This is a genomic window from Marinococcus sp. LNHM5E3-2.1 (genome assembly GCF_056034365.1).
Map to the genome: position 1 here is coordinate 29814 of NZ_JBQLIB010000004.1, position 22891 is coordinate 52704.

General features: G+C 47.7%; 22 protein-coding genes. 18 read left to right on the plus strand and 4 right to left on the minus strand.

What is annotated here, in order from left to right; genetic code table 11:
* Positions 1–259: 259 nt before the first annotated feature.
* Positions 260–1246 carry an NAD(P)-dependent alcohol dehydrogenase gene (locus ACTRXH_RS06880; RefSeq protein WP_474281310.1) on the minus strand — a complete coding sequence of 329 codons (987 nt, stop codon included), beginning with the start codon at positions 1244–1246 and terminating at the stop codon, positions 260–262.
* 88 nt (positions 1247–1334) lie between these two features.
* Positions 1335–2927, minus strand: coding sequence for a phytoene desaturase family protein (locus tag ACTRXH_RS06885; RefSeq protein WP_474281312.1), 1593 nt, complete (start codon positions 2925–2927; stop codon positions 1335–1337).
* A 187-nt stretch (positions 2928–3114) separates the two neighbouring features.
* Between ACTRXH_RS06885 and ACTRXH_RS06890 the strand changes: the two genes are divergently transcribed.
* The 5 genes from ACTRXH_RS06890 to ACTRXH_RS06910 all read left to right on the plus strand — a co-directional run bounded on the left by ACTRXH_RS06890 (position 3115) and on the right by ACTRXH_RS06910 (position 6454).
* Complete coding sequence (locus ACTRXH_RS06890; RefSeq protein WP_474281314.1) at positions 3115–3555, plus strand: MarR family winged helix-turn-helix transcriptional regulator; 441 nt, start codon at positions 3115–3117, stop codon at positions 3553–3555.
* A 1-nt stretch (position 3556) separates the two neighbouring features.
* Entirely contained in the window at positions 3557–3973 is a 417-nt protein-coding gene (locus ACTRXH_RS06895) for an organic hydroperoxide resistance protein (protein ID WP_474279037.1), read from the plus strand.
* 168 nt (positions 3974–4141) lie between these two features.
* A complete protein-coding gene (locus ACTRXH_RS06900) occupies positions 4142–4528 on the plus strand; it encodes an RrF2 family transcriptional regulator (protein WP_474281316.1) in 387 nt (128 codons plus the stop codon).
* A 67-nt stretch (positions 4529–4595) separates the two neighbouring features.
* Positions 4596–5498 carry an NAD(P)/FAD-dependent oxidoreductase gene (locus tag ACTRXH_RS06905; protein WP_474281318.1) on the plus strand — a complete coding sequence of 301 codons (903 nt, stop codon included), beginning with the start codon at positions 4596–4598 and terminating at the stop codon, positions 5496–5498.
* 86 nt (positions 5499–5584) lie between these two features.
* Entirely contained in the window at positions 5585–6454 is an 870-nt protein-coding gene (locus ACTRXH_RS06910) for a PhzF family phenazine biosynthesis protein (protein ID WP_474281320.1), read from the plus strand.
* Between the two features lie 4 nt (positions 6455–6458).
* Here the strand turns inward: ACTRXH_RS06910 and ACTRXH_RS06915 are convergent, their stop codons facing one another.
* A complete protein-coding gene (locus tag ACTRXH_RS06915; RefSeq protein WP_474281322.1) occupies positions 6459–7034 on the minus strand; it encodes a DUF4256 domain-containing protein in 576 nt (191 codons plus the stop codon).
* 134 nt (positions 7035–7168) lie between these two features.
* Between ACTRXH_RS06915 and ACTRXH_RS06920 the strand changes: the two genes are divergently transcribed.
* Both ACTRXH_RS06920 and ACTRXH_RS06925 read left to right on the plus strand, forming a co-directional pair.
* Complete coding sequence (locus tag ACTRXH_RS06920) at positions 7169–7927, plus strand: SDR family NAD(P)-dependent oxidoreductase (RefSeq protein WP_474281324.1); 759 nt, start codon at positions 7169–7171, stop codon at positions 7925–7927.
* 111 nt (positions 7928–8038) lie between these two features.
* Positions 8039–8755: a class I SAM-dependent methyltransferase gene (locus ACTRXH_RS06925; protein ID WP_474281326.1), complete on the plus strand. Its 717-nt coding sequence runs from the start codon at positions 8039–8041 to the stop codon at positions 8753–8755.
* Here ACTRXH_RS06925 and ACTRXH_RS06930 read toward each other — a convergent pair.
* Complete coding sequence (locus ACTRXH_RS06930; protein WP_474281328.1) at positions 8752–9519, minus strand: helix-turn-helix domain-containing protein; 768 nt, start codon at positions 9517–9519, stop codon at positions 8752–8754. The two genes, ACTRXH_RS06925 and ACTRXH_RS06930, sit on opposite strands and share 4 nt — an antisense overlap.
* Before the next feature lie 117 nt (positions 9520–9636).
* Here ACTRXH_RS06930 and ACTRXH_RS06935 point away from each other — a divergent pair, with 117 nt between their 5' ends.
* From ACTRXH_RS06935 to hisD (ACTRXH_RS06985), 11 genes are all read left to right on the plus strand, one after another.
* The gene (locus ACTRXH_RS06935; RefSeq protein WP_474281330.1) at positions 9637–11559 is read left to right on the plus strand and encodes a right-handed parallel beta-helix repeat-containing protein; all 1923 of its coding nucleotides are present in this window, start codon (positions 9637–9639) and stop codon (positions 11557–11559) included.
* A gap of 141 nt (positions 11560–11700) precedes the next feature.
* On the plus strand, positions 11701–12981 hold the full coding sequence (gene hisD, locus ACTRXH_RS06940; RefSeq protein ID WP_474281332.1) for a histidinol dehydrogenase: 1281 nt from the start codon (positions 11701–11703) through the stop codon (positions 12979–12981).
* Between the two features lie 103 nt (positions 12982–13084).
* Entirely contained in the window at positions 13085–14089 is a 1005-nt protein-coding gene (locus tag ACTRXH_RS06945; protein WP_474281334.1) for a LacI family DNA-binding transcriptional regulator, read from the plus strand.
* Positions 14090–14202: 113 nt separating this feature from the next.
* The gene (locus tag ACTRXH_RS06950; protein ID WP_474281485.1) at positions 14203–14967 is read left to right on the plus strand and encodes an SDR family NAD(P)-dependent oxidoreductase; all 765 of its coding nucleotides are present in this window, start codon (positions 14203–14205) and stop codon (positions 14965–14967) included.
* Between the two features lie 49 nt (positions 14968–15016).
* Positions 15017–15622, plus strand: a complete 606-nt coding sequence (locus tag ACTRXH_RS06955) for a cupin domain-containing protein (protein WP_474281336.1) — start codon at positions 15017–15019, stop codon at positions 15620–15622.
* 79 nt (positions 15623–15701) lie between these two features.
* The gene (locus ACTRXH_RS06960) at positions 15702–16985 is read left to right on the plus strand and encodes an ester cyclase (RefSeq protein ID WP_474281338.1); all 1284 of its coding nucleotides are present in this window, start codon (positions 15702–15704) and stop codon (positions 16983–16985) included.
* A gap of 21 nt (positions 16986–17006) precedes the next feature.
* A complete protein-coding gene (locus ACTRXH_RS06965; protein ID WP_474281340.1) occupies positions 17007–18365 on the plus strand; it encodes an amidase in 1359 nt (452 codons plus the stop codon).
* A 64-nt stretch (positions 18366–18429) separates the two neighbouring features.
* The gene (locus tag ACTRXH_RS06970; RefSeq protein WP_474281342.1) at positions 18430–19761 is read left to right on the plus strand and encodes an ABC transporter substrate-binding protein; all 1332 of its coding nucleotides are present in this window, start codon (positions 18430–18432) and stop codon (positions 19759–19761) included.
* Positions 19762–19841: 80 nt separating this feature from the next.
* The gene (locus tag ACTRXH_RS06975; protein ID WP_474279033.1) at positions 19842–20720 is read left to right on the plus strand and encodes a carbohydrate ABC transporter permease; all 879 of its coding nucleotides are present in this window, start codon (positions 19842–19844) and stop codon (positions 20718–20720) included.
* A complete protein-coding gene (locus tag ACTRXH_RS06980; protein ID WP_474281344.1) occupies positions 20720–21589 on the plus strand; it encodes a carbohydrate ABC transporter permease in 870 nt (289 codons plus the stop codon). Before ACTRXH_RS06975 ends, ACTRXH_RS06980 begins: the two co-directional genes overlap by 1 nt.
* Before the next feature lie 23 nt (positions 21590–21612).
* Entirely contained in the window at positions 21613–22869 is a 1257-nt protein-coding gene (hisD, locus tag ACTRXH_RS06985) for a histidinol dehydrogenase (RefSeq protein WP_474281346.1), read from the plus strand.
* Positions 22870–22891 lie beyond the last annotated feature (22 nt).

Here is a 22891-nt window from a genome sequence, read left to right on the forward strand (position 1 = left end):
CACTCATTGCCGACATTAGTTTTAAATAAAGACATTGATAGAGAAAAATCGGTTAAAAATCGTGCAAAATTAAAAAATTGTTGAAAACTGCCTCCAGTGACTTATTTGGAGGCAGTTTAAAAGTTTGCTATAAAGATGTGATCGCTTGTTATTCGTTTGGAGGTTTAGGCTATATTGAAAATTATTTAAGCTTCTTAGAGGAAACCATTAAATTATATAAATAGAAGCTGCATAGACTCATTTATGGAACTTAATAGTCTTAATCTGTAGGCGGTTCCGGTATTGTGACCACGATATTCCCTTTTTTATGCTGTTGATCAACATACCTGTGTGCCTCTGACATTTGGTTCAATGGATAGAGTTTATCTATAACCGGTTTAATCTTTCCGGCCTGAAAAAGTTCTTTGAGATAAAATAAGTCTTCTTTTTTATAGCCTGCTAACTCAAATAAAACTTTCTTGTCTGATGTCACTGAAGTCCACAGTCCTCTGAGCATCCCTGGAAGACTTGGATTCCCTAAAATAAAACGTCCATTTTGGCTCAGTGACTTTACGGTTCGTGCATACGGACATTGCCCAACCACGTCTATAATTACATCGTAATTCTTACCGCTTTTAGTGAAGTCTTCTTGAGTGTAATCAATAACATGGTCTGCACCAATGGAGCGGAGCATATCTAATTTCTTCGTACTGTCAATACAAGTCACTTCAGCTCCAGCTGATTTGGCCATTTGTAATGCTAAAGTACCTATACTTCCAGCAGCGCCAACGATAAGAACCTTTTGGCCTTGCTGGATATTTGCTTTTCTAATGAAATGTAATGCATTTAGGCCGCCAGTGGGGAGGACAGCAGCTTCTTCATAGCTCATGTTGTCTGGTTTAATCGCTATCGCATATTTGCTCGGTAAACAAACGTACTCGGCATAAGCACCAAACCTTAGCTGGGTAGAACCGAAAACCAAGTCTCCCTTTTTAAATTCAGTAACCTCTTTACCCACAGATTCAATTTCCCCGGATAGCTCTTGTCCCAATATATTAATTCTTGGTTTAAATATGCCGAAATAAATTCTCATGGGGAGCCAAAACAAGATTGGCATTTTAAATTTGCGCAGCTCACCGTCCCCGGCTGTTACCGTAGTTGCATGTACTTTAATCAGTACTTCATCGTTTTTGGGAGTAGGTTTTTCTACCTCCTTGAGCTGAAGAACTTCTGCTGAACCGTATTTTGTCGCTACAATAGCTTTCATATAAATCTCCTCCCTGGAGTGGATAAACTCTTGCAGGTTTTCCAAATGAACTATTAAAGCAATGAAATGATAGTCAATAGCGGTCCAATCATAAAGGCGAAAATTTAAAAAAGGATCTGCTTTTTAGCTTTTTCCCCAACAAATACCCGGAACCTGCGTTTAATCCTCCGCCGGGCCACGTGGAGGCTCCGATCATATAGAAATGGCTGATCGGTGTTTGATAACGGGAGTAGCCCACCATAGGGCGGAAAAGAAAATGCTGAAACAGCTGATGGCTGCCGGCCATATGGTCACCCTCGACAAGATTAGGATCCTCCTTCGGCAGATCCTCTGGTGAAAAGACGTGCCGGCCTTCAATAGTGTCCTTCACATCAGGTGCATATTCCGCCAGTTTATCAATGATCCGGTCGGCATATTGCTCTTTGATGGAGGACCAGGGCCCCGGGTCGATTTCATTTAGTGCATCATACTTTGGATGAGCTGGCAGAGAACGAACCATGATCCATACCGTTGCCTTTCCTTCCGGTGCTCTGCTCGCATCGACGGCACTGGGCTGGCCAACAATCAGCAGGGGGCTGTCCGGAAGAACGTCATTCAGTGCCTGGGTATGGGTACGGGCCAGATCCTCCACGTACGGTCCCACATGCACATAAGCAGATTGGGCAATGTCTTCGCCGGCTGCCCATCGAAGCGGTTCATTCAGCGCCAGGTGAATGACCATCGTTTTTGGACCGTATTGATAATTTTTTGCTTTAGAAACAAAGGATGCTGGAAGATGTTTGGCATCGACCAGATGATCGGCTATTTGGGTCGGGGTAGCGGTGCCAATCACGTCTCCGGCTTCTATATACGTCCCGTCGGCCAGGATCACACCTCTGGCTTCACCGTCCTCGACGCGCACTTCATTCACCCAGGTATTGGTTTGCAGCTTGCCACCTCTCGCTTCGAGCATTGTTACCATTGCCTGAATCATCGTTTGAATTCCGCCGCGTGCAAATGGAATTCCCTCCCGGTAATGTCCAATGGCTTCTATTAAAGGAAAAGCGGCTCCACCGCTGATATCAGGTGCATAATCCATCTGATAGCCCCACGGAACGACCAGCGACTTAACTTTATCGTTTTCAAACCAGGAGTCGACAAACTGCCGCGGGGACTTGGCAAGCTGACTTGAAACCCTCAGGGCGGTTTTTATTTTTAAGTCCAGAAGTGCCCTGAACACGACAAGCCCGGCTCGGAGAGAAGGGAGCTCCCGCTGCATCAGTTTGTACAAATAAGGAGCTACCTGATCGTATAGGGCATCAAATTCTTTCCAGGCCTCCGCATCAGCGGGGGAATGGCTGGCGAGATTCTGGCGCGTTTTTTCCGCCTCTGTATCAATTGCGAGCCCGCCTCCGTCCGGAAAAACACTTGCATACGGGTGGGGACTGTAGACCGGGGTAAAGCCGTTCGCGGCAAGCTCCTGCTGATTTTCCATATAAAATCGGGACTTTAAAAACAAGCTGATGTTCATGGAGAATAAATCATGAATAAAGCCGGGAGCAGCTACTTCGCCGGATTTAGCCGCTCCTCCGGGCCGGGGTTCCTTCTCGAGGACGAGTACCTGCTTTCCCTGTTTGGCGAGCTGAATGGCGGCGGCGAGGCCGTTGTGTCCGGCGCCGATGACAACTATGTCATATTTCATATTTTCCTCCTATATGATTTCGTTTTTCTATACGGTCAATTGTATGCTGAACTCCTATTCTTTTCCCGAAAATCCGGAGGGGTAAGAGCCCGATTGCCCGAATGATATAAGCACATTGTTTGTGCTTCAGTATAATATTGTGTACTATTTGATTGTGCACAATCAAATGTAAAGGATGGCCATCCGCATGAATGATTCACCATTATCGCTCGATCATCAGCTGTGCTTTGCTGTTTATGCCTGTTCCAAGGAAATATCAAAAATGTATCGCGAGGAGCTGGAGCCGCTCGGGCTCACCTTCTCACAGTATTTGATGATGCTTGTCCTTTGGGAGGAGGATCATCAGTCCGTGAAAGCCATTGGCGAGAAGCTGTACCTTGATTCCGGGACGCTGACCCCAATGGTCAAACGGATGGAGGGCGCCGGCCTGGTAACAAGGGAGCGCTCTCCGGAGGATGAACGAATCGTGCTTGTTCATCTCACCGGGAAGGGAAGAGAATTAAAACGCGACGCAGCGTGTCTGCCTGCGCGCCTCGGCACCCGGCTGGGGATTGATGAGGAAGGTGCGAAGCAGCTGCTTCGTCAGCTGCACCAAATTACGGAACATATTCAAAAAGGAGAGAATTAACATGCAGCCAATTTATACAACTACCGCTACCGCTGTCGGAGGACGCGACGGCCGTGTCACTTCAGAGGACGGTAATTTAAACCTGGACGTTCGTACACCGAAAGAGCTCGGTGGAAGCGGCGAGCCGGGCACAAACCCTGAGCAGCTTTTCGCTGCCGGCTATGCGGCCTGCTTTGAAAGCGCCCTGAACATGGTCGCCCGTCAGAAAAAAATCAAGCCGGACCATACGGAAATCACTGCTAATGTCTCCATTGGCAAAGAGGACGAAGGCGGGTTCGGTCTGGCCGTGCAGCTGTCGGTTCATGTGGAAGGCGTTTCGGAAGAGCAGGCAAAAGAACTCGCCGAAGGCGCTCACGAAAACTGCCCGTACTCAAAAGCGACACGTGGTAACATTGAAGTGGATGTAACAGTAGCTTAACCTGTTATAAGAATCAAAGGGGGCAGGCCCCCGAAAGTTTAAGGACTGATGCCGGAGATCATTCTCTGTCATCAGTCTTTTTATTTGGATTAGCATTTAAGCTTGCGAATTAAACCATACAAGTATATAATAGATTTATAATATCTTTAATTGGAAGTGAAAAGCGGTATGAAATTTTCAAAAGCCACGGATTATGCGCTGCATGCGCTGGTGTATATGATTCATCGTGACGGGGATACGGTGAAAATTCCGGTACAGGATCTGTCTGTAGCGCTGAATGTCTCTACGACGTACCTATCCAAAGTGTTAACGCGTATCGTAAAGGCAAATTACATTACTTCCACGAGCGGTGCCAAGGGCGGCTACCGGCTGCAGAAGAACTGGGAAAACGTGAGCGTGTACGATATTGTAGTTGCGATCGACGGCGTGCAGACGCTGTTTGAGGACAGCTTTGATCACGGAAATGAATGCAGAATTCAGGCGGCCATGATGGAAGCGCAGGACAATTTAATCAGCACGTTAAAAAACAAAAAGCTGAAGGATTTGACGGTGTAGCAAATCCTTTTACTTTATTATAATTATGGATAATAAGAATCTTTAATATACAGGAAGGAGTTTTAAAATGATTTATGATGTGATTATTATTGGTGGAGGCCCGGCGGGATTGAGTGCGGCCCTGTATTTTGGAAGGGGTTTAAAGCAGGCGCTGATTATTGATGAGGATAAGCCGAGAAACATCGTAACGCATGAAACGCATTCCTATTTAACACAGGACAGAGTGACCCCGCAGACGTTCCGGAAGCGGGCCAGAGAAGACGTGCTGAAGTACGAGGGAAATACGCTGTTAAAGGATAGAGTGACTACAATACAACAGCATAATGACGGCTTAATCGTCCAAACGTCTACGGAGCAGTTTCAATCAAAGCAGGTGCTGATCGCCTCCGGCTTAATCGAACAGCTGCCGGCCATTAAAAATATCGAAAGCTATTACGGGCAAAGCGTCTTTTACTGCCCGTGGTGTGACGGCTGGGAAATGAGAAACAAAAAGCTTGCCGTTATCAATCCGTATGAATCGGTCATGCATATGGTTACACTTCTCTCCAACTGGACAGACAAACTCGAAGTATTCACTGATGGCCATGACAGTTTGATGGCGGAAAACATAAAGATGCTTGAGGATAAAAATATCCCTTATCATTTGGGGAAAATCGCCGAAATGTCTGGAGAGAAGGGACAGCTACAGACGATCAGAATGGCCAACGGGGAAACGGTGGACGTGGAGGGTGCTTTTACGTACGTGCACTGGAACACCAATTATGAATTTTTAAGCGGTCTGGACGTGGAACGGGATGAAAACAGCCGATTTGTGGTCGGTCAATTCGGAGAAACCTCCGTTAAAGGGCTGTATGTGGCTGGAGAATCCAAGGACAACTTTGGGAGCCAGCTGATAGCGGCAGCGGCGAATGGCGGAGAGGTGGCAAGGTTTATGATGATGATGCAAATTCAACAGAAGTTTAATAAGTAAGCATAAAAGTCCGGAGAGAAACAACAGTTTTAAATATGTACTAAATGCTATAATAAGCCTGAAGGCTAACGAAATGAGGGAGAAAAGTGAGCTATCAGGTTGTGCACACCACAGTGTTTTCTTTAGAAAATGGAGGAGGCAACCCGTGCCCGGTCGTATTAAACGCGGATCACCTCTCCACAGAGACAATGCAGCAGATGACGAAAGAGTTTAAGCATGAGTCAGCCTTCGTCATATCTTCAACCCGCCCGGACTGCGATCTTAAGCTTCGTTTTTTTGTCCCCTCCCATGAGATGGAGATGTGCGTTCATGCCACTATAGGGAGCATCACGGTTTTAGTTAACAAAGGAGTCATTAGCCATTCCCCGGTCATTGTGGAGACCAGGCTTGGCCCTGTGAATGTAGAATGGACAAAGCGTGATTCGAAGCTGGAGATAAGTGTCGAACAGTTCCCGCCCGAATTTCTGAACACCGTGCCGTCGAAAAAAGAAATAGGCAGGGCACTGAATATTGGAATAGAAGAATTGGCGGAAGGGCCGGTTCAGTCCGTTTCCACATCCCGGTATAAATTGATTATCCCTTTAAAAAGCGTAGATACATTGAACGCGATTCATCCTGATTTTGAATATCTTTGGGATTTATGTGACGAGTTCAACACGACAGGATTTTATCCTTTCGCTATTTCACAACAAAATGAAAAATACGTGCAGGCTCGCCAGTTTCCCCGGAGAGCCGGCTATCCGGAAGATCCGGCCACCGGGGTAGCTGCCTCAGCCTTAGGCGCTTATTTAACGGCCCATAAAATGTTGCCCCCAGTAAAAGAAGGGTGGAACGCCTTTCGCATTATTCAGGGAGTCGCTATGGGGAAACCGAGCATGATTGAATCGGAAACGTTTGTACGCAGCAATCAAATTGTAAACACCCGGATCAAAGGAAGCGCCGAAGAAGAGCAATAGTATTTTATACTTTCAATATACCCCGGAAACCTCTCGCGGCGTAGTACGCTTCGGCTCCGTTATGGTAGACGAACGTGCGGCCGTAGCGGTGGTCACCAAACAAAGCGCCGCCCCGTTTTCTTATGTCCGCAGGCGTCTGAATCCAGCTTGACGTTTTCGTATCGACTTTTTCCAGCTTCTGCAGCGAGTGGTACTGCTCTTCGGTTAAAAGCTCGATGCCAATAGCGTCGGCCATGTCGACAGCGCTTGTTTCGGGCTTATATTTCTTTCTTGCTTCTAGTGCTTCGCGGTCATAGCAGACGCTGCGGCGACCCTTAGGGCTTTCTGCTGAGCAATCACAGAATAAATATTTGTTTTCTTCACGGTCATAGCCAATCACATCCGGTTCTCCGCCAGTTGCTTCCATCTCGTTCAATGACCACAGTTTTTCGTCATCAGCCTCCAGCTTTTCCAAAACAGAAGTCCATGCTAATTCTTCATGGCGGTGCATGTGCTGCCCGAAACGGTCTTCGAGTATGGCCAGTATGTCTTTCTTCTGTTTTGATGCAAGGTGTTGAGATGAATTATTTTTCGCGTCCATATGAATCCCTCCTTAAGGCTTTACAGATTTGTCTAAAGTATACCATTTAAAGGGGCCTTGATTACCTGCTCTCCATAATGGGTATTTGTACGAGAGAAAACGGATGAGTCTGAATCATTGAAGGAGGAAATAGATTGGCACGTTTACAAAACAAAGTTGCGATTGTGACCGGGGCAGCCGGTGGGATTGGCCTCGGCACTGCCAGACTGTTTGCAGAAGAGGGAGCGAAGGTGATAGCAGCTGACGTTCAGCTCGACCTGCTGCAGGAGGAAGTAAAGAAAATACAGGACGAAGGGGCAGACATCACCGCCTTTGAACTGGATACCACCTCAGAGGAAAATTGGAAAAAAGCGGTCCAACAGGCGGTGGACGCCTACGGCCAGGTGGATATCCTGGTAAACAACGCAGGCATCCATTATCCGAGCAAGATTCTGGATACTTCTCTTGAAGAATGGAATAAAGTCATGAACGTGGATTCGACAGGCTACTTTCTTGGCATGCGCGAGGTTATTCCGGAAATGCAGAAGGCCGGGCAGGGCTCTATTATTAATATAGCCTCGATGGCTGCACTGACCGGATCCGGAGCGGCCGGCGGCAACGGTACAGCCTACAGCGCAGCAAAAGGAGCGGTCCGTTCGATGACGACGCACGTGGCCGCGCACTTTGCTGAAGAAAACATCCGGGCAAACAGCATTCATCCCGGGCCGATCAGAACACCTATCATGGGAGAGCGGCAGAAAACCATTTCGCAGGATAATCAGGACGTTGTGCCTCTTCCGCCTCACCACGGGGAAGCGGTGGATATTGCCTATGCCGCCCTGTACTATGCTTCTGATGAATCCCGGTTTGTCACCGGGGACGAGATGGTTGTTGACGGAGGATCATTAGCTTAACAGCCTGTAAAATAACGGTTGAAAAATAGATTATTTTTCCAGTAAGGATTACCCTGGTAGCAGAACATATGCTACCGTGAGGGTAATCTTTTTTATTTGAGGTGAGCAGAGTTGAGCAGAGAAGAGAAGAAGACGAAGCTTGATTTGGATCGTATTGTTTTTATCGGGCGCACATTTGACGAATACCTGGATATGTTTGCACTTTCCAAAGCAAAAATCCAGGGAAGGAGCATTCTTGATTGCCCAGCCGGGGCCTGTTCGTTTACGGCTATTGGAAACAGTCTGGGGGCAGATGTGACAGCCTGTGATATTGCGTACGACCACCGGGGCGAAGACCTGAAACAAAAAGGGCTGCAGGATATTGAGCACGCGGCGGCACACATAACGAAGGCCGAAGATAATTACAAATGGGCGTACATTCGTAGTGTTGAAGATTTAAAAAGCAGACGCAAACAGGCGCTGCACGACTGTGCGGAAGATATGTATCATTCAGGCGGCCGGTATGTGCCAGCGGAACTTCCGGCGCTTCCCTTTAAGGATAGTGCCTTCGATATGGTTTTATCCGCCCATTTCCTGTTTATGTACGCCGACCGTCTGAGCTATGACTTTCATATCGCCACGCTTACAGAATTGCTGAGAGTGGCAAAAGAGGAAGTGCGTATTTTTCCAATGGTGGATCTGAAGGGCGACCGGTACGAACACCTGGATGAAGTGATTGAATATTTAACAACGGAGGGCCATAGGGTGGAAGAGGTTTCCGTTTCGTATGAATTTCAAAGAAAGGCGAATTCGCTTCTCCGAATCACGAAATCCTCCGCCGGTAATTAAGCCTGCTGGGAGGAAAGCTCCCGAAAACTGCGTGGGGAATCGCGCACGAAGGCTTGGAAATTCCGGTTGAAGGAGCGGAGGCTACTGTAGCCGCAGTCTGCAGCAATTTCCCCGATCGGCTTCTGGCTGCTTTTCAGTAAATAACAGGCACGCGAGATCCGGTAATAGTTTAAGTATTCGGTAAAGGTCATGCCTGCCATGTGAACAAACAGCTTGGACAGGTAGGGATAGTCATACTGCAAATGTTCAGCCACCGCTTTTAACGTACATTCGGCGGCGTAATTATTATCCACATACAGGAGCATTTGATGAAGTATTTTTGTTTTCGCGGAATACTGTACGGGCTTGAAATCGGTATTTTCCTCTAATGTACTGCATATGCCGTACAAAAAGCTTTTCTGCCTGTAGACGGAGCCCCGGGACGGCAGCTGCACGTCCGGTGAGAGAGAAAACGTATTATTGACGGGAATAAAGCCTTTATAATCCATAAAGAAACGGCCAATCAATTCAGGGGAAAAAATGATGATGGTGATAGCGGAATGCCCGACCGTTGTAAATTCATGCATCTGATTATTAAAAATAAAAACCGCTTCGTTTTGCTGCAGAAGATACTCCTTCTGGTCAATGGTGACCCGCACCTGTCCTTTATGCACGATGATCAGTTCGTAGGCACGGTGAAAGTGAAGCGGGAAGCTGAAATTAGTCAAGGTAACGCTCTGAAATGATTCCTGCTCTTCGACTCCGTGAGGCTCAAAAAAGACCATAGCCGGTTCCCCCTTTCATAAACACTAATATTGTCTTATATTATACTATTTTTTGAATAGAAGCATAAGAAGCTTCCTGCCTATAATAAAAATAGATTGATAAAAGGGGGAAGCTTTATGGCAGTTGAATATCATGTAGCAAAAAACGGCTCTGACAGCAGTAACGGTACACGGGAAAACCCATTTTTAACAATTAATAAAGCGGCTTCGACAGCCTCTGCAGGCGATACCGTAGTAGTGCATGAAGGTGAATACAGAGAATGGGTGAGGCCGAAAAATGGAGGCCGGAGTGAGGATCGAAGAATTACATATACCGCTGCTCCCGGAGAAAAAGCAGTGATTAAAGGTTCGGAACAAATTGACTACTGGGAACAGGTGGAAGGAACGGTCTGGAAGGCAGTTATTCCAAACACGTTATTTGGCGACTACAATCCGTTTACAGAAAAAATATTCGGGGACTGGATCGTACACAACCCAGGCAGGCACTTGGGAGATGTATATTTAAACGGAATGTCCTTTTACGAAGCTGAAACCTTCGCCGAAGTGATAAATCCGGAAAAGCAGACCGAGGTTCTGGACCACTGGACAAAAACGATTGTTCCTGTTCATCGCCCGGAGCAGACCACGTACCGCTGGTATACGGAAGCAGACAGCAGCCATACGACGATTTTCGCCAATTTCCAGGGAGCTGATCCGAATAAAGAGCTGGTGGAAATCAACGTGCGGAAGGCCTGCTTTTACCCGGAAGAGACGGGGCTCAACTATATTACGGTGCAGGGGTTTGAAATGGCACAGGCAGCAACGCCGTGGACCCCTCCGACAGCGGATCAGCCGGGGTTGATCGGACCGAACTGGAGCAAAGGATGGATTATTGAAAACAACGTGATTCACGATTCCAAATGCAGCGCGATCAGTATTGGAAAGGAAGCATCGAACGGCGATAACTACCGGACGATAAGAAAAGACAAGCCAGGCTACCAGTACCAGCTGGAATCTGTATTTCTTGCCCGTCAGATTGGGTGGAGCAAGGAGCGTATCGGCTCTCACATTATCCGGAATAACACCATTTACGATTGCGGCCAAAACGGGGTGGTCGGTCATCTGGGCTGCGTGTTCAGCGAAATCTATCATAACCACATTTATAACATCGCATTAAAGCGGGAATTTTTCGGTCACGAAATTGCCGGAATTAAACTGCACGCAGCAATTGATGTCCAGATTCACAGCAACCACATCCATGACTGCTCGCTTGGGGTATGGCTCGACTGGCAGACCCAGGGAACAAGGGTAAGCAAAAATCTATTTTACAGGAACAGCCGCGATCTTTTTGTAGAAGTGAGCAGCGGGCCGTACGTGGTGGACCATAATATTTTAACAGCAGACTACGCGCTGGATAATCATGCGCAGGGCGGAGCCTACGTTAACAATCTGATTGCGGGCAGGATGGTTCACAAAAAAATGCTGGACCGGGCAACACCGTATCACGTGCCCCACAGCACGGAGGTGGCAGGATTTGCGGCTACCTACGGCGGGGATGACCGCTTTTACAATAACATGTTTGTGGGAAAACCGGACCTGGATAATGTAGGAACCTCCCATTTTAACGGATATACGGCATCGCTTGAGGAGTACATCGAAGCTGTTGACCAGGTAGGCGGCGACCATGAAGCATTCCATAGTATCGAGCAGCCGGTCTATATTAATCATAACGCCTACTTTAACGGGGCGGTTCCGTTTGAAGGAGAAAATGAGGCATTCACCAAAGAATCCTTTGACCCCCAGCTTACGATCATCGAAAAAGGGGACGGAGTGTATCTGTCCTGTGAGCTGCCAGAGGGATTTGAGCAAATGCGCGGGGAGATAATGCATACGGGCAATCTGGAGCGGGCGCGCATCGTGGATGCAGATTTTGAAAATCCGGACGGAAGCAGGCTGCGGATAGACACCGACTTTTTCGGAGAACAAAAAGACGGCGCAGACGTCCCGGGGCCGATCGGTCAGCTGCAGGCCGGCAAAAATGAAATAAAAGTATGGGGTTAATTTTTAATCGTACGGTGCCTGTTCTTGATAAACAGGTGCCGTATTTTTTTGAAAAGCAGCCGGATTATTTAATAAAGCGTTTACAAAATAGGTGGTTTAGTTTATATTGAATACGTATTCAAAAATAAAGGAGGATGCTTGATGCCCACTTATTTGAAAAGAGGTAAAAGCGATCAGGAAAAGCAGGAGGCGGACACGAAGGTTCAGCAGGCGGTGCAGGGGATCATTCATGACGTAGAAAAGCGGGGAGATGAAGCGGTCCGGGAGCTCTCCGAAAAATTCGACAAATGGTCGCCGGAAGCGTTCCGTCTATCGCCGGAAACCATTCAGCAGGTAATCAATGAGCTCCCTCAGCAGGTAATTGACGATATTACCTTTGCGCAGGCACAAATTCAAAATTTCGCAAGGCATCAGCGGGAGTCGATTCAGGATATTGAAGTGGAAACACGTCCCGGCGTTATTTTAGGGCATAAAAACATCCCTGTGAACAGCGTAGGCTGCTATATTCCGGGCGGACGCTATCCGATGGTGGCTTCTTCCCATATGAGTATTGTGACAGCGAAGGTAGCCGGGGTTGAAAGAGTGATCGCCTGCACGCCTCCGAGTAATGGAGAAATACCGGCAGCTACGGTGGCAGCTATGCATATGGCTGGAGCCGATGAAATCTATCTGCTGGGAGGAGTCCAGGCAATGACCGCCATGGCTGTCGGAACGGAAACGATTCAGCCGGTGGATATGATCGTCGGTCCGGGAAACGCTTTTGTGGCGGAAGCAAAGCGGCAGCTGTACGGCAGAGTGGGCATTGATTTATTTGCAGGCCCGACCGAAACGCTTGTCATTGCTGATGAAACAGCCGATGTGGAAATGGTGGCCACCGATATTCTCGGCCAGGCAGAGCATGGACCGACGTCTCCGGGCGCTCTTATTACCACGTCCCAATCGCTTGCCGAGTCGTTGGAGGAGGAGATTGCCCGTCAGTTAAAAACACTCCCGACAGCGGAAGTCGCAGAGCAGGCGTGGCAGGACAATGGTTCAATTATCGTAGTAGAAGATGTGGAGGAAGCGGTTCAGGAAGCAGATAAGCTTGCCTATGAACACGTAGAGGTTCTCACGAGCAATCCGGATTATTTTCTGGAAAACATGACAAACTACGGTGCACTCTTTCTCGGGCCTGAAACGAATGTAGCGTACGGGGACAAGGTAATTGGAACCAACCACACACTTCCGACCAAGCAGGCGGCAAAATATACGGGCGGCTTATGGGTAGGCAAGTTTTTGAAAAACTGCACGTATCAGCGTGTGACGAAGGAAGCTAGTGTAGAAATAGGCAGATACGCCGAACGGCTGTGCGAGCTTGAAGGCTTCAAAGGTCATAAAGCCCAGGCTTCATTACGTGTGCAGAGATACAGCGCCACCGATTGAACGCGGCACAAAAATTGAAGTATATGGATAAATGTGCTAATTTAAAATTAGTTGAATACGCATTCAACTAATTTCGGGAACATGAAAAGGTGATTGGTAAGTAATGAAGTTAACTGTGACGTCCAACGATGTAGCCAAAAAAGCAGGCGTGTCCCAGGCAACGGTTTCAAGAGTAATTAACAACTATCCTTATATCAAGGAAGCCACACGGCAGAAGGTGTTAAGTGCGATAGACGAAATGGGCTTTACGCCGGATGAAGTCGCGAGAAGTTTAAACAAACGAAAAACCGGAACGATTGGTTTAATTGTCGGGGACATAGCGAATACCTTTTTTGCGGAAACCGCGAAAATTATTATCACCGAAGCCAGAAAAAAAGGCTACGACGTCATATTAACAGATACCAATCACAGCAGTGACAATTTAAAAACAGCGATAGATACGCTGATCGGAAAGCGTGTGGAAGGGATCATTGTCGGATCGGTGGAAAGATATGAAGAAGAAATCAACCGGCTTTACAGCTCGGATACCCCTGTCGTTTTGTATAATACAAAAACGTATTCAGAAAAGGGTCATTCCTTCGTACTCGACAACGTTAAGGGCGCTCACATGGCGATGGAGCATTTGATCGGCAAAGGTCATAAGCGGATAGGGTTTGCGACGCTGTTAACAAAGTATTCGACGCTTTATGAAAGAAATATTGGCTATGAAAATAAGCTTGAAGAACATAGCATTCCCTATGATCCAGCGCTCGTTTACGTTGGGGATTTGGAGCATACAGCGATTTCGGATTATATAAAAGAAATAATGAAAGGCCCGGACCCGGCAACAGCTGTATTTGCTGCTTCAGACCAGATGGCGCTGGCCATTATGGAGAGCTGTAAAACGATGGATCTGGATGTGCCGGGTGATCTGGCAGTTATTGGCTTTGACAATATCAACCTTGCGGCTAATCCTTTAATAGATTTAACGACTATTTCCCAGCAGCATGAACGTATGTCGCTTTTGGCAGTGGAAAAATTAATTAATTTACTGGCATCCGGGGAAAAGCAGGAAGCCTATACGGACGAGGTTATTGAGCCAATTTTAATTGAGCGGAGCACCACGTAAATAATAAAAAAAACAAAGAAAGCGTTTACAAATAAAATGCTGCCTGTTATTGTATACGTATTCATAAAATTTTTAACTGTTTTTGAATACGTATACAAAAAGGAGGAAAAGCCATCAGCTCTAATCTATTCTCTTTAGAAGGGAAAACCATCGTCGTTACTGGTGCTAATAAAGGCATAGGCAGGGAAATAGCGGTTATGCTGGCTGAGGCCGGCGCCGGCGTAGCCCTGGTAGCACGGGATGAGCAGGCTTTACAGGAAACGGCCCGGATTATTCAGGAGAAAGGCCGGTCGGCTGACTCATTTCCGTTTGATTTAACCGACATCGAACACCTGGATGAGCTGTTCGGAAGTATTTACAAAAGGTTTGGCCGGATCGATGTGCTCCTGAACAACGCCGGCACGAATATCCCGGCCCCGGCAGAAGAGGTCACGGAGGAGCAATGGGACCGTATCCACGACATTAATTTAAAAAGCGTCTTTTTTGCCTGTCAGGCTGCTGGAAAATGGATGCGTGAAGCGGGGCGCGGAAAGATTATTAATATGTCCTCCCAGATGGCTTTTGTAGGGTATTACAACCGCACAGCCTACAGCTCAAGCAAGGGAGGAATTACGCAGCTGACCAAATCGCTGGCAATTGAGTGGGCTTCTTACGGCATCAATGTTAATGCTGTAGCTCCGACCTTTATTGAAACACCAATGACAGAAAAAATGTTTGAGGATACAGAATTTAAAGAGGAAGTGCTTGCAAGAATTCCGCTTGGCAGACTGGCCCGGCCTGAAGACTTATTCGGAGCGGTGGCATTTCTCAGCTCGGCTTCCTCCGATATGGTTACCGGCCAGACGATCGTCGTCGATGGCGGCTGGACCGTCTGGTGAGAGCTTCTGATAATACACAATAAAACAATCGTCTTAGGAGGACTAGTACATGAATGAAAACTCGACAAAAAGCATTAATGAACAAATGAAGGATCGAATTGTACGATTTAAGGACATGAAATCGCAGGGTATTCCGTTGATGTTTATCGACAGCATCATTCCGGGCCACAACCGGATTAATTACGCGGTGATCGGGGACACGGCAAGCGAAAATCCTGAATACAACCCGATCATTACCGAGCCGCATGGCTTCCAGATTGGAATGGTCAAGGCTCCGCCCGGAAACGGCCCGGCTTTTCATACGCACGATTATATTGAATCGTTCATGCCGCTGAGTGGAAAATGGCGCTTTTATTGGGGAGAAGGTCCGGACGAGATTGAAGGCGAAGCTATTTTGGAAGCATGGGATTTAATCACACTGCCGAAGGGGCTGTATCGCGGTCTGGAAAATGTGAGCGATGAGGACGCGTGGCTGTTTGCGGTGCTCGAGCAGCATGAAGTGTTTGAAGGAAAGGATCCTTACTGGGCGCCCGACGTGATGAAACAAGCAGCCCAATACGGGTTTAATGCGGACGAAAAAGGCAAAATGGTGCCGCCGGAGGATTTTAAGGAAAGAGAAAAAGAAATGGCAGAAAAATTGAAAATGGGAGAGTGAAAAAATATATAATAGAAGAATTACGTAGACGAGAGTCTATAGGCAAGCGGGACACAACCAATGCTCAGGAGGGTATTTTATGGAAAACAAGAATGCAGCCAAAACAGGTAAGAAACAGGAAGAGGCTCTGACAGCCGGAAACGGAGAACCGGTCCAGGAAGTGACACAAAGCCCGAAGGCAGAAACAAAAGGCGGAAAGGCTACCGTTTATAAGCATCTAGTACATTACGCTGACGGCAGTGAAGTAAACGCGATGGACGCCCGGGATGATGAGGATTATCTGCGTATCCCGGAGCATGAAATCAAAAAGCAATCGATGAAGGGCTACGGGGATTACCACAATATCGTCGACTATATTGTACGGATTACCCGTCAGATCTGGAAGGAGAAGGACATTGGACTTATTTATGATACGTACAGTCACGGCGTGCAGATCCACCGCGGACTCATTAACAGCCACGGCGTTAACGAAGTAATCTCGGGGACGCTGCAAACCCTGCAGGCTTTTCCAGACCGTACAGGCCTCGGGTGGAGCATTGTATGGTCCGGCAATGATGAAGAAGGCTTTTTCACTTCCCACCGCGGCAGGTCCGTAGCGACTAATATTGGTGACACCCTTTATGGTCCTGCAACAGGGAAAAGAGTCGTTTTCCGGACAACCGCCGACTGCCTGATTCATGAAAACAAAATATATGAAGAATGGCTCGTGATGGATACGCACCACCTCGTGCAGCAGCTCGGCTATGATCCGTTGGAAATAGCTAAGCGTACCGCGAAGCAGACAAAGCAGCTGGCTCCTAACCTGCAGTTCAGCCTGTCCCAGTCGGCAGAGGAAGGGCTTCCGCCAAAAGAGTATATCCCGCAGCACGAAGAATTTGAAATTGGTGATTTTATACTCGAAATGTTCAACAAAGTGTGGGAGCGCCGGTCGTTTAATTATGTAAAGAATTTTTACGAAAGCAATGCCGTGATTCATTATGTATGCAATAAAGACATGGTCGGACATAGTGAAATCCAGGGCATGTTCATTAACCTGTTTGCCTCTGTACCGAATGCCAAGGTGCTGCTTGACCGTGTGACGTGCAACAAAAAAGGCTCGGATGACGATTGGGATGTAGCTGTGCGCTGGAGAATTCAAGGTGTACATGGCGGTATTGGCTATTTCGGTTCACCAAGCGGAAAAGCGGTGGAAATCAACGGGATGAATCATTTCAAAGTCCGCAACAAAAAGATTCAGGAGGAATGGATGCTGTTTGACGGCATGGAAGTGCTGCGCCAGATCTATGCTCAAATGGACGAAGATAATGAGGGCGGCGACAACCAGTTTTCCTCTGAGGACGGTAACTTTACCGGTGTTTCATAACAATCATTGGAGGGAGGTATCATGAATTCCATCCGCAAGCTGCACGAAGGATATCATCATAAATGGTTTTCTCCTGCGGAAATAGTTACGGACTGCCTGCGAAAAATAAAAGCCCGGGACAGCGAACTTCATTCCTTTATTTCCATAACAGAAGAAGAAGCAGTACTTGAAGCAAAAAACATAACTGAAGAATTTAATAAGGGCCATTTCGAAAGCAAGCTGGCGGGAATTCCTGTGTCCTACAAAGACATTATTAATACAAAAGGAACAAAAACGACCAACGGATCCTGGATTGACAGGGATTACGTTCCCAGTGAAGACGCTGCAGTGGTAACGAATCTAAAAAGCCGCGGGGCCATTACTTTGGGGAAGAACAATTTACATGAGTATGCGTTTGGGATTACATCAAAAAATCCCTTTTACGGGGACGTTCTCAATCCGTGGCATGAGGACTATATGGTAGGCGGGTCCAGCGGCGGCTCGGCGGCGGCTGTAGCTGCCGGCTTTTGCTGCGGTTCCGTTGGCACGGACACCGCAGGGTCCATCAGAATACCGTCCTCATGTACAGGAATCACCGGGTTAAAGCCGACGTATGGGCTCATCAGCAACGAAGGCATTTTTCCGTTATCCACTTCGATGGATCATGCAGGACCAATGGCTAATTATGTATCAGACATCCCACTGCTGCTTCACGGCATGCAAAAAAAAGCTTCGGGTTATTCAAATAATATTGGAAGACCACTGAAGCTGGGCGTGCCCAAGCAGTACTTTAATGAAAACCTTAGTGCGGAGGTGCAGAAGGTGTACGACCAGTTTTTAGGAAACTGTCGTTCAATGGGAGCCGAGCTAATAGAAGTGGACACGGCTTTCTTCAACAGCTCCATTGAGCTGGCCCGGAAAATTGCCGCACCGGAGGTTACACTTGTACATCAGGGAAAAGCATCCCTTGAAGATTACGCAGAAGATATCGGCCCCACGTTTGCACGGGGAGAAAAAGCTTCGGCGTTAGAATATTTGGAAGCTCTTAAACAGAAGGAAGAAATGACACTCAAACTTTCCAAACTATTTACACAGATGGATATTTTAGTAACTCCTACTCTTCCTGTTACCCCGCCGCGTCTGGGAGAAAACCAGGTTTTGGACGGGGAGCATATAAACGAAGCAATGATCAGATACACGTGCCCGTTCGACATTACAGGGCATCCGGCTCTGTCCATGCCCGGCGGCCTTTCGGGCGGTCAGCTGCCAGTGGGGATTCAATTAGTTGGAGGCTGGCATCAGGAGAAAACCGTGCTGCAGCTTGCTGAAGAATATGAACGTTTGTTTTTAACACCGTTTTATGAGCAGAGAAACAAGCAATGTGCAACTGCCGGCAAATAATGCTGCAGAATCAGCAGTGAAATTGGTTTACAGCTTGCAGGCATAAAAAATAGGGGGTATAAAAATGTATAAAAAGCCATCACTGTTACTACTGTCCGGAACATTGGTTTCGTCACTGGCGCTTAGCGGCTGCGGTAATTCTTCAGGGGATGAAGATTTAGAAGGGGAGACAGTCACTGTAGCAGTTACCGAAGGAGATATCGGCCAGTTTAATGCATGGGAAGCGAGAAGTGAAGAATTCACGGAAGAAACGGGCATCGAAGTAGAATTCATCGGGGTGCCTTACAATAATCTGCTTGACCGCATTACTACTGAAGGTATTTCGGGAGAGGGCACCTTTGACCTGGTCACGTACCTGGACACGATGGGACCGTCCGTGCAGCAGTTTCTGGAGCCGTTAGATGAGTACGCTGCCGAGGACGACTATAATTTTGACCGCTTTCCGGAATCATCGTTAAATTTATCCACATTTGACGATGAGGTACACAGTCTGCCGGTCCGGGCAAACGCGCAATTGATGTTTTACCGTAAGGATGTTTTTGAGGATTTAGGTATCGATCCACCGGAGACATGGACGGAATTAGAGGAAGCAGGTAAAGAAATTACAGAAAATACAGAAATGTCAGCAATTTCCCCTTATTACCAGGGCGGAAACAACGGGCAGAACATGTACATGTGGACCTCTTACTTGTGGAGCAACGGAGCCGATATTTTCGACGAGGATATGAAGCCGGTGTTTAACTCTGAGGAAGGTATCGAAGCGACCCAGAGGTACGTTGACCTGTTAGTGGAAGATGAAATTGCCTCCCCGGGTTCTGTTTCCTTTGGGGAGCAGGATGCACGAACTGACTTTAAACAGGGAAATTCCGCCATGTGGGTCGGCTGGTGGTGGGTATATTCCGACTTTAACCTGAGTGATTCAGCAGACGAGGAAGTTCAGGGTAATGTCGGCTTTACTACTGTACCCGGCTGGGAAGGAAAAGGCAGCACCGCAAATATTTCTACTTTCCCACTGGGCATGATGAAGGATTCAGAGAATAAAGAAGCCGCCTGGGAATTCATGAAATGGGTAAGCGAGCCGGAAAACGAAAAAGAGATCGTCCTGGATGCATTGAATGGAGACTCGCCGTCTGATCAATTCTCCACCGACATTTCCCAGACGGAGAATTTTAATGACGAAGAATTAAATGAAGCGGGCGACGATTTGTTCAAAGTAGGCGGAGAAGCGTTTGGAAACGCCCAGACACTTCCAAAAATTCCGGAGTGGCCTGAAGTCTCAAACATTATCAGCAGTGCCATCTCAGACATGGCAGCCGGAGCTCCGGTAGAACAAACGACGAATGAAGCGGCTGCGGAAGTAGAACAATTGTTGGATGAAGAAGGATATTACGAATAAAACCATTCAGCCCCCTTACGGTGAAGGGGGCTCCCTAACAATGTTTTATCGGCATCGGCCTCAAAGAGGAGGATAAAGGCATGACCAATAAGTATTTTAAATATATACTGCTCGCCCCTGCACTTTTAATCGTTGGAACGATTACCGTGTTCCCGCTGGTCCGTTCACTCTGGATCAGTCTCCATGAATGGGATTTAACCGAAACGCTTGAAACCGGCCCCTTTGTAGGGTTTGATAATTATCTTCAGGCAATGTCGGACGGAAATTTCTGGAACAGCGTCATAGTGACACTAATATTCACCATAAGCACTGTTTTTATCACCATTGCAGCCGCAATAGCTGTAGGTATGCTGCTGAGTAAAGAAAAAAAGCATTTATCGTTTTTGCGGGCTGTGCTGATCATTCCTTTTGCTTTAAGTCCGGCGCTGGTAGGGTATTCCTGGCGGTTTATGCTGAACCCGGATTACGGGCTGTTTGACCGGATTGTCGGATTTTTGGTTCCGCCGCTGTCAGATGTCGTCTGGCTCGGCAACCCTTCTACGGCAATGGCCGCACTAATTTCCGTTGCTGTCTGGATATGGCTGCCGTTCATGAGTCTCATGTTTATCAGCGGATTAATGGGCATGCCAGGAGAAGTATTTGAAGCAGCAAAAATCGACGGAGCTTCCGCTTTTCAGACGCTTTTCCGTATCACCCTGCCCATGCTGCAGCCGATCATTTTGATCGCCTCTATTCTGATGACGATGTTTGCCCTGAAACAGTTTGACCCCATTGTCACACTAACCAGCGGGGGACCGGGGAATTCCACCGAAGTTTTGAACTTCCTCATCTATAATACGTCCTTCAGGTATTATGACATGGGTTACGGAGCGGCTCTTGGCTACATTCTCGCCATTATAACGATCGGCTTCGTTCTTATTTACATGAGGAAACTCGTGAAAGGAGGCGAGTGGAACTAATGAATACTACAGCGGCACCTGCTACGGAAGAGAAGAAAGCCAAAGCACTGCACAAACGAAAAATAACGCTGGGTGTAGTGGAAACCATTGGCGTATTGCTCGTCGTAACGTTTTTGTTTCTGCCTATTTTTTGGATCACCTTAACTGCCTTCAAGCCGGTATCGGAAGTGTATTCGTTAAGCGTGTTTTTCCAGCCGACCCTGGAAAACTTCAGCAGAATATTCAGCGCAGAGTATAATTTTGGGAGGTTTTACTCCAACAGTACCATAGTCGTGTTTTTCACGCTGCTGATCACTATGCCGGTCAGTGTACTGGCAGCCTACAGCATCTCCCGCTTTGACATGAAGGGGAAACAGGTATTCATGTTTGCGATTCTGGCAACGCAGTTTATCCCTTTAATCGTCAACGTGATTCCATTTTTCATTATGTTCCGGAACTGGGGGATCCTCGATACTACACTGGCGCTGATTATTGTAAATCTTGGCCACACGATTCCGTATGCGATCTGGCTGATTAAAGGCTTCATCGACAGCATTCCGCAGGACATGGAGGAAGCAGGAATGATTGACGGTGCGGGGAGGCTCCGTGTCATATGGCATATACTGCTGCCGATGGCCCGGCCGGGTATTATTACTGCCGCCGTCTTCTGCTTTGTTATTACGTGGAATGAGTACATGTTTGCGCTTATTTTAACGAACGAGGAAGCCGTAACATTACCGGTGGCTCTGTCCTACTTTGTCGGCCAGAACGGTGTAATCTGGAATGAAATGGCTGCTGCAGGCATTATCTATGTGCTGCCGACGATTATATTTATGCTTATCGTCCGGAAGCAGTTTGTTAAAGGTATGAGTGCAGGAGCAGTGAAATAATTTATAGAACCTGGGAGGCGTTTATGCAGTATTTAAAGAAAGCTGATGCCATTTCGTCCGAAGTGACGGAGGAAACAGAGCAGATTGTAAAACAAATTATTAAAGACGTGAAGCAGGAGGGCGATGAAGCGGTTAAACGCTATGAGGAGAAATTCAGTGACTCCGCACGGCCCATTCGTATTTCTGAAGAAGAGCTGAATGAAAGCATTGCTTCTCTTTCAGATGAAACGAAGAGGTTGATCGAAAGAGTAGTGGAGAGGGTGTCGGCGTTTGCTGAAGCTCAGCTCGAATGCCTGCAGCCCCTGGATAAAGACTTTGGGGAAGGCATCCGGATGGGGCACCGGGTAATACCGGTGGAAAAGGTGGGAGCATATGTGCCTGGCGGCCGGTTTCCGCTGCTTTCCTCCGGACCGATGGTAACGGTGCCTGCCAAAGTGGCAGGTGCAAAACAAATTATTGCGTGCAGTCCGGCTAATTATAAGGGCAGCATTCATCCGGCGGTATTGTACGGGCTCCATTGCTCGGGGGTAACGGATATTTTCGCCATAGGCGGAGCGCAGGCTGTGGCAGCAATGGCGACAGGAACAGAAACGGTGCCGGAGGTCGATGTCATTGCCGGGCCGGGCAACCGGTTTGTAGCAGAAGCGAAAAGACAGGTGTTCGGCAAAGTGGGCATCGACCTGATTGCCGGGCCGAGTGAAGTGCTCGTGTTTGCCGATGAGCATGCAAAGCCCGAATGGTGCGCAGCAGACCTATTAGCCCAGGCAGAACACGATCCAAATGCCAGAGCCATTCTTGTTTCCACCTCGGAAGAACAGGCCGCCCAGACAATCATTGAGGTGGAAAAATATTTGAAGCAGTTTTCTGAAGATTCACCGGCTCACGCGGCATGGGAAAAAGCGGGAGAGGTTGTTGTTGTAGACAGCACCAGCCAGGGCATCGACGTGTGTGATGACTACGCTATCGAACATCTGCACGTGCACCTGCGATCGTATGAGGAGATTAAGGACAGATTGAGCAATTACGGCTCCATATTTTTAGGGGAAGAAAGCTCCGTGGTCTTCTCAGACAAGGTTTCAGGAACCAATCATACCCTGCCAACGCAGCGGGGCGCCCGTTACACCGGAGGACTATGGGTAGGGAATTTTGTGAAAATCGCCACCCATCAGGAAATTACAGGCAGAGGCACCCAGCATCTGGCCGCTTATGCTACAGCACAATCCGAAATTGAAGGATTGGAAGGGCACCGTTTGTCGGCAGAGGTGCGGCTGGAAAAATAAGTACTCCAAAAGGAGGGGGAGC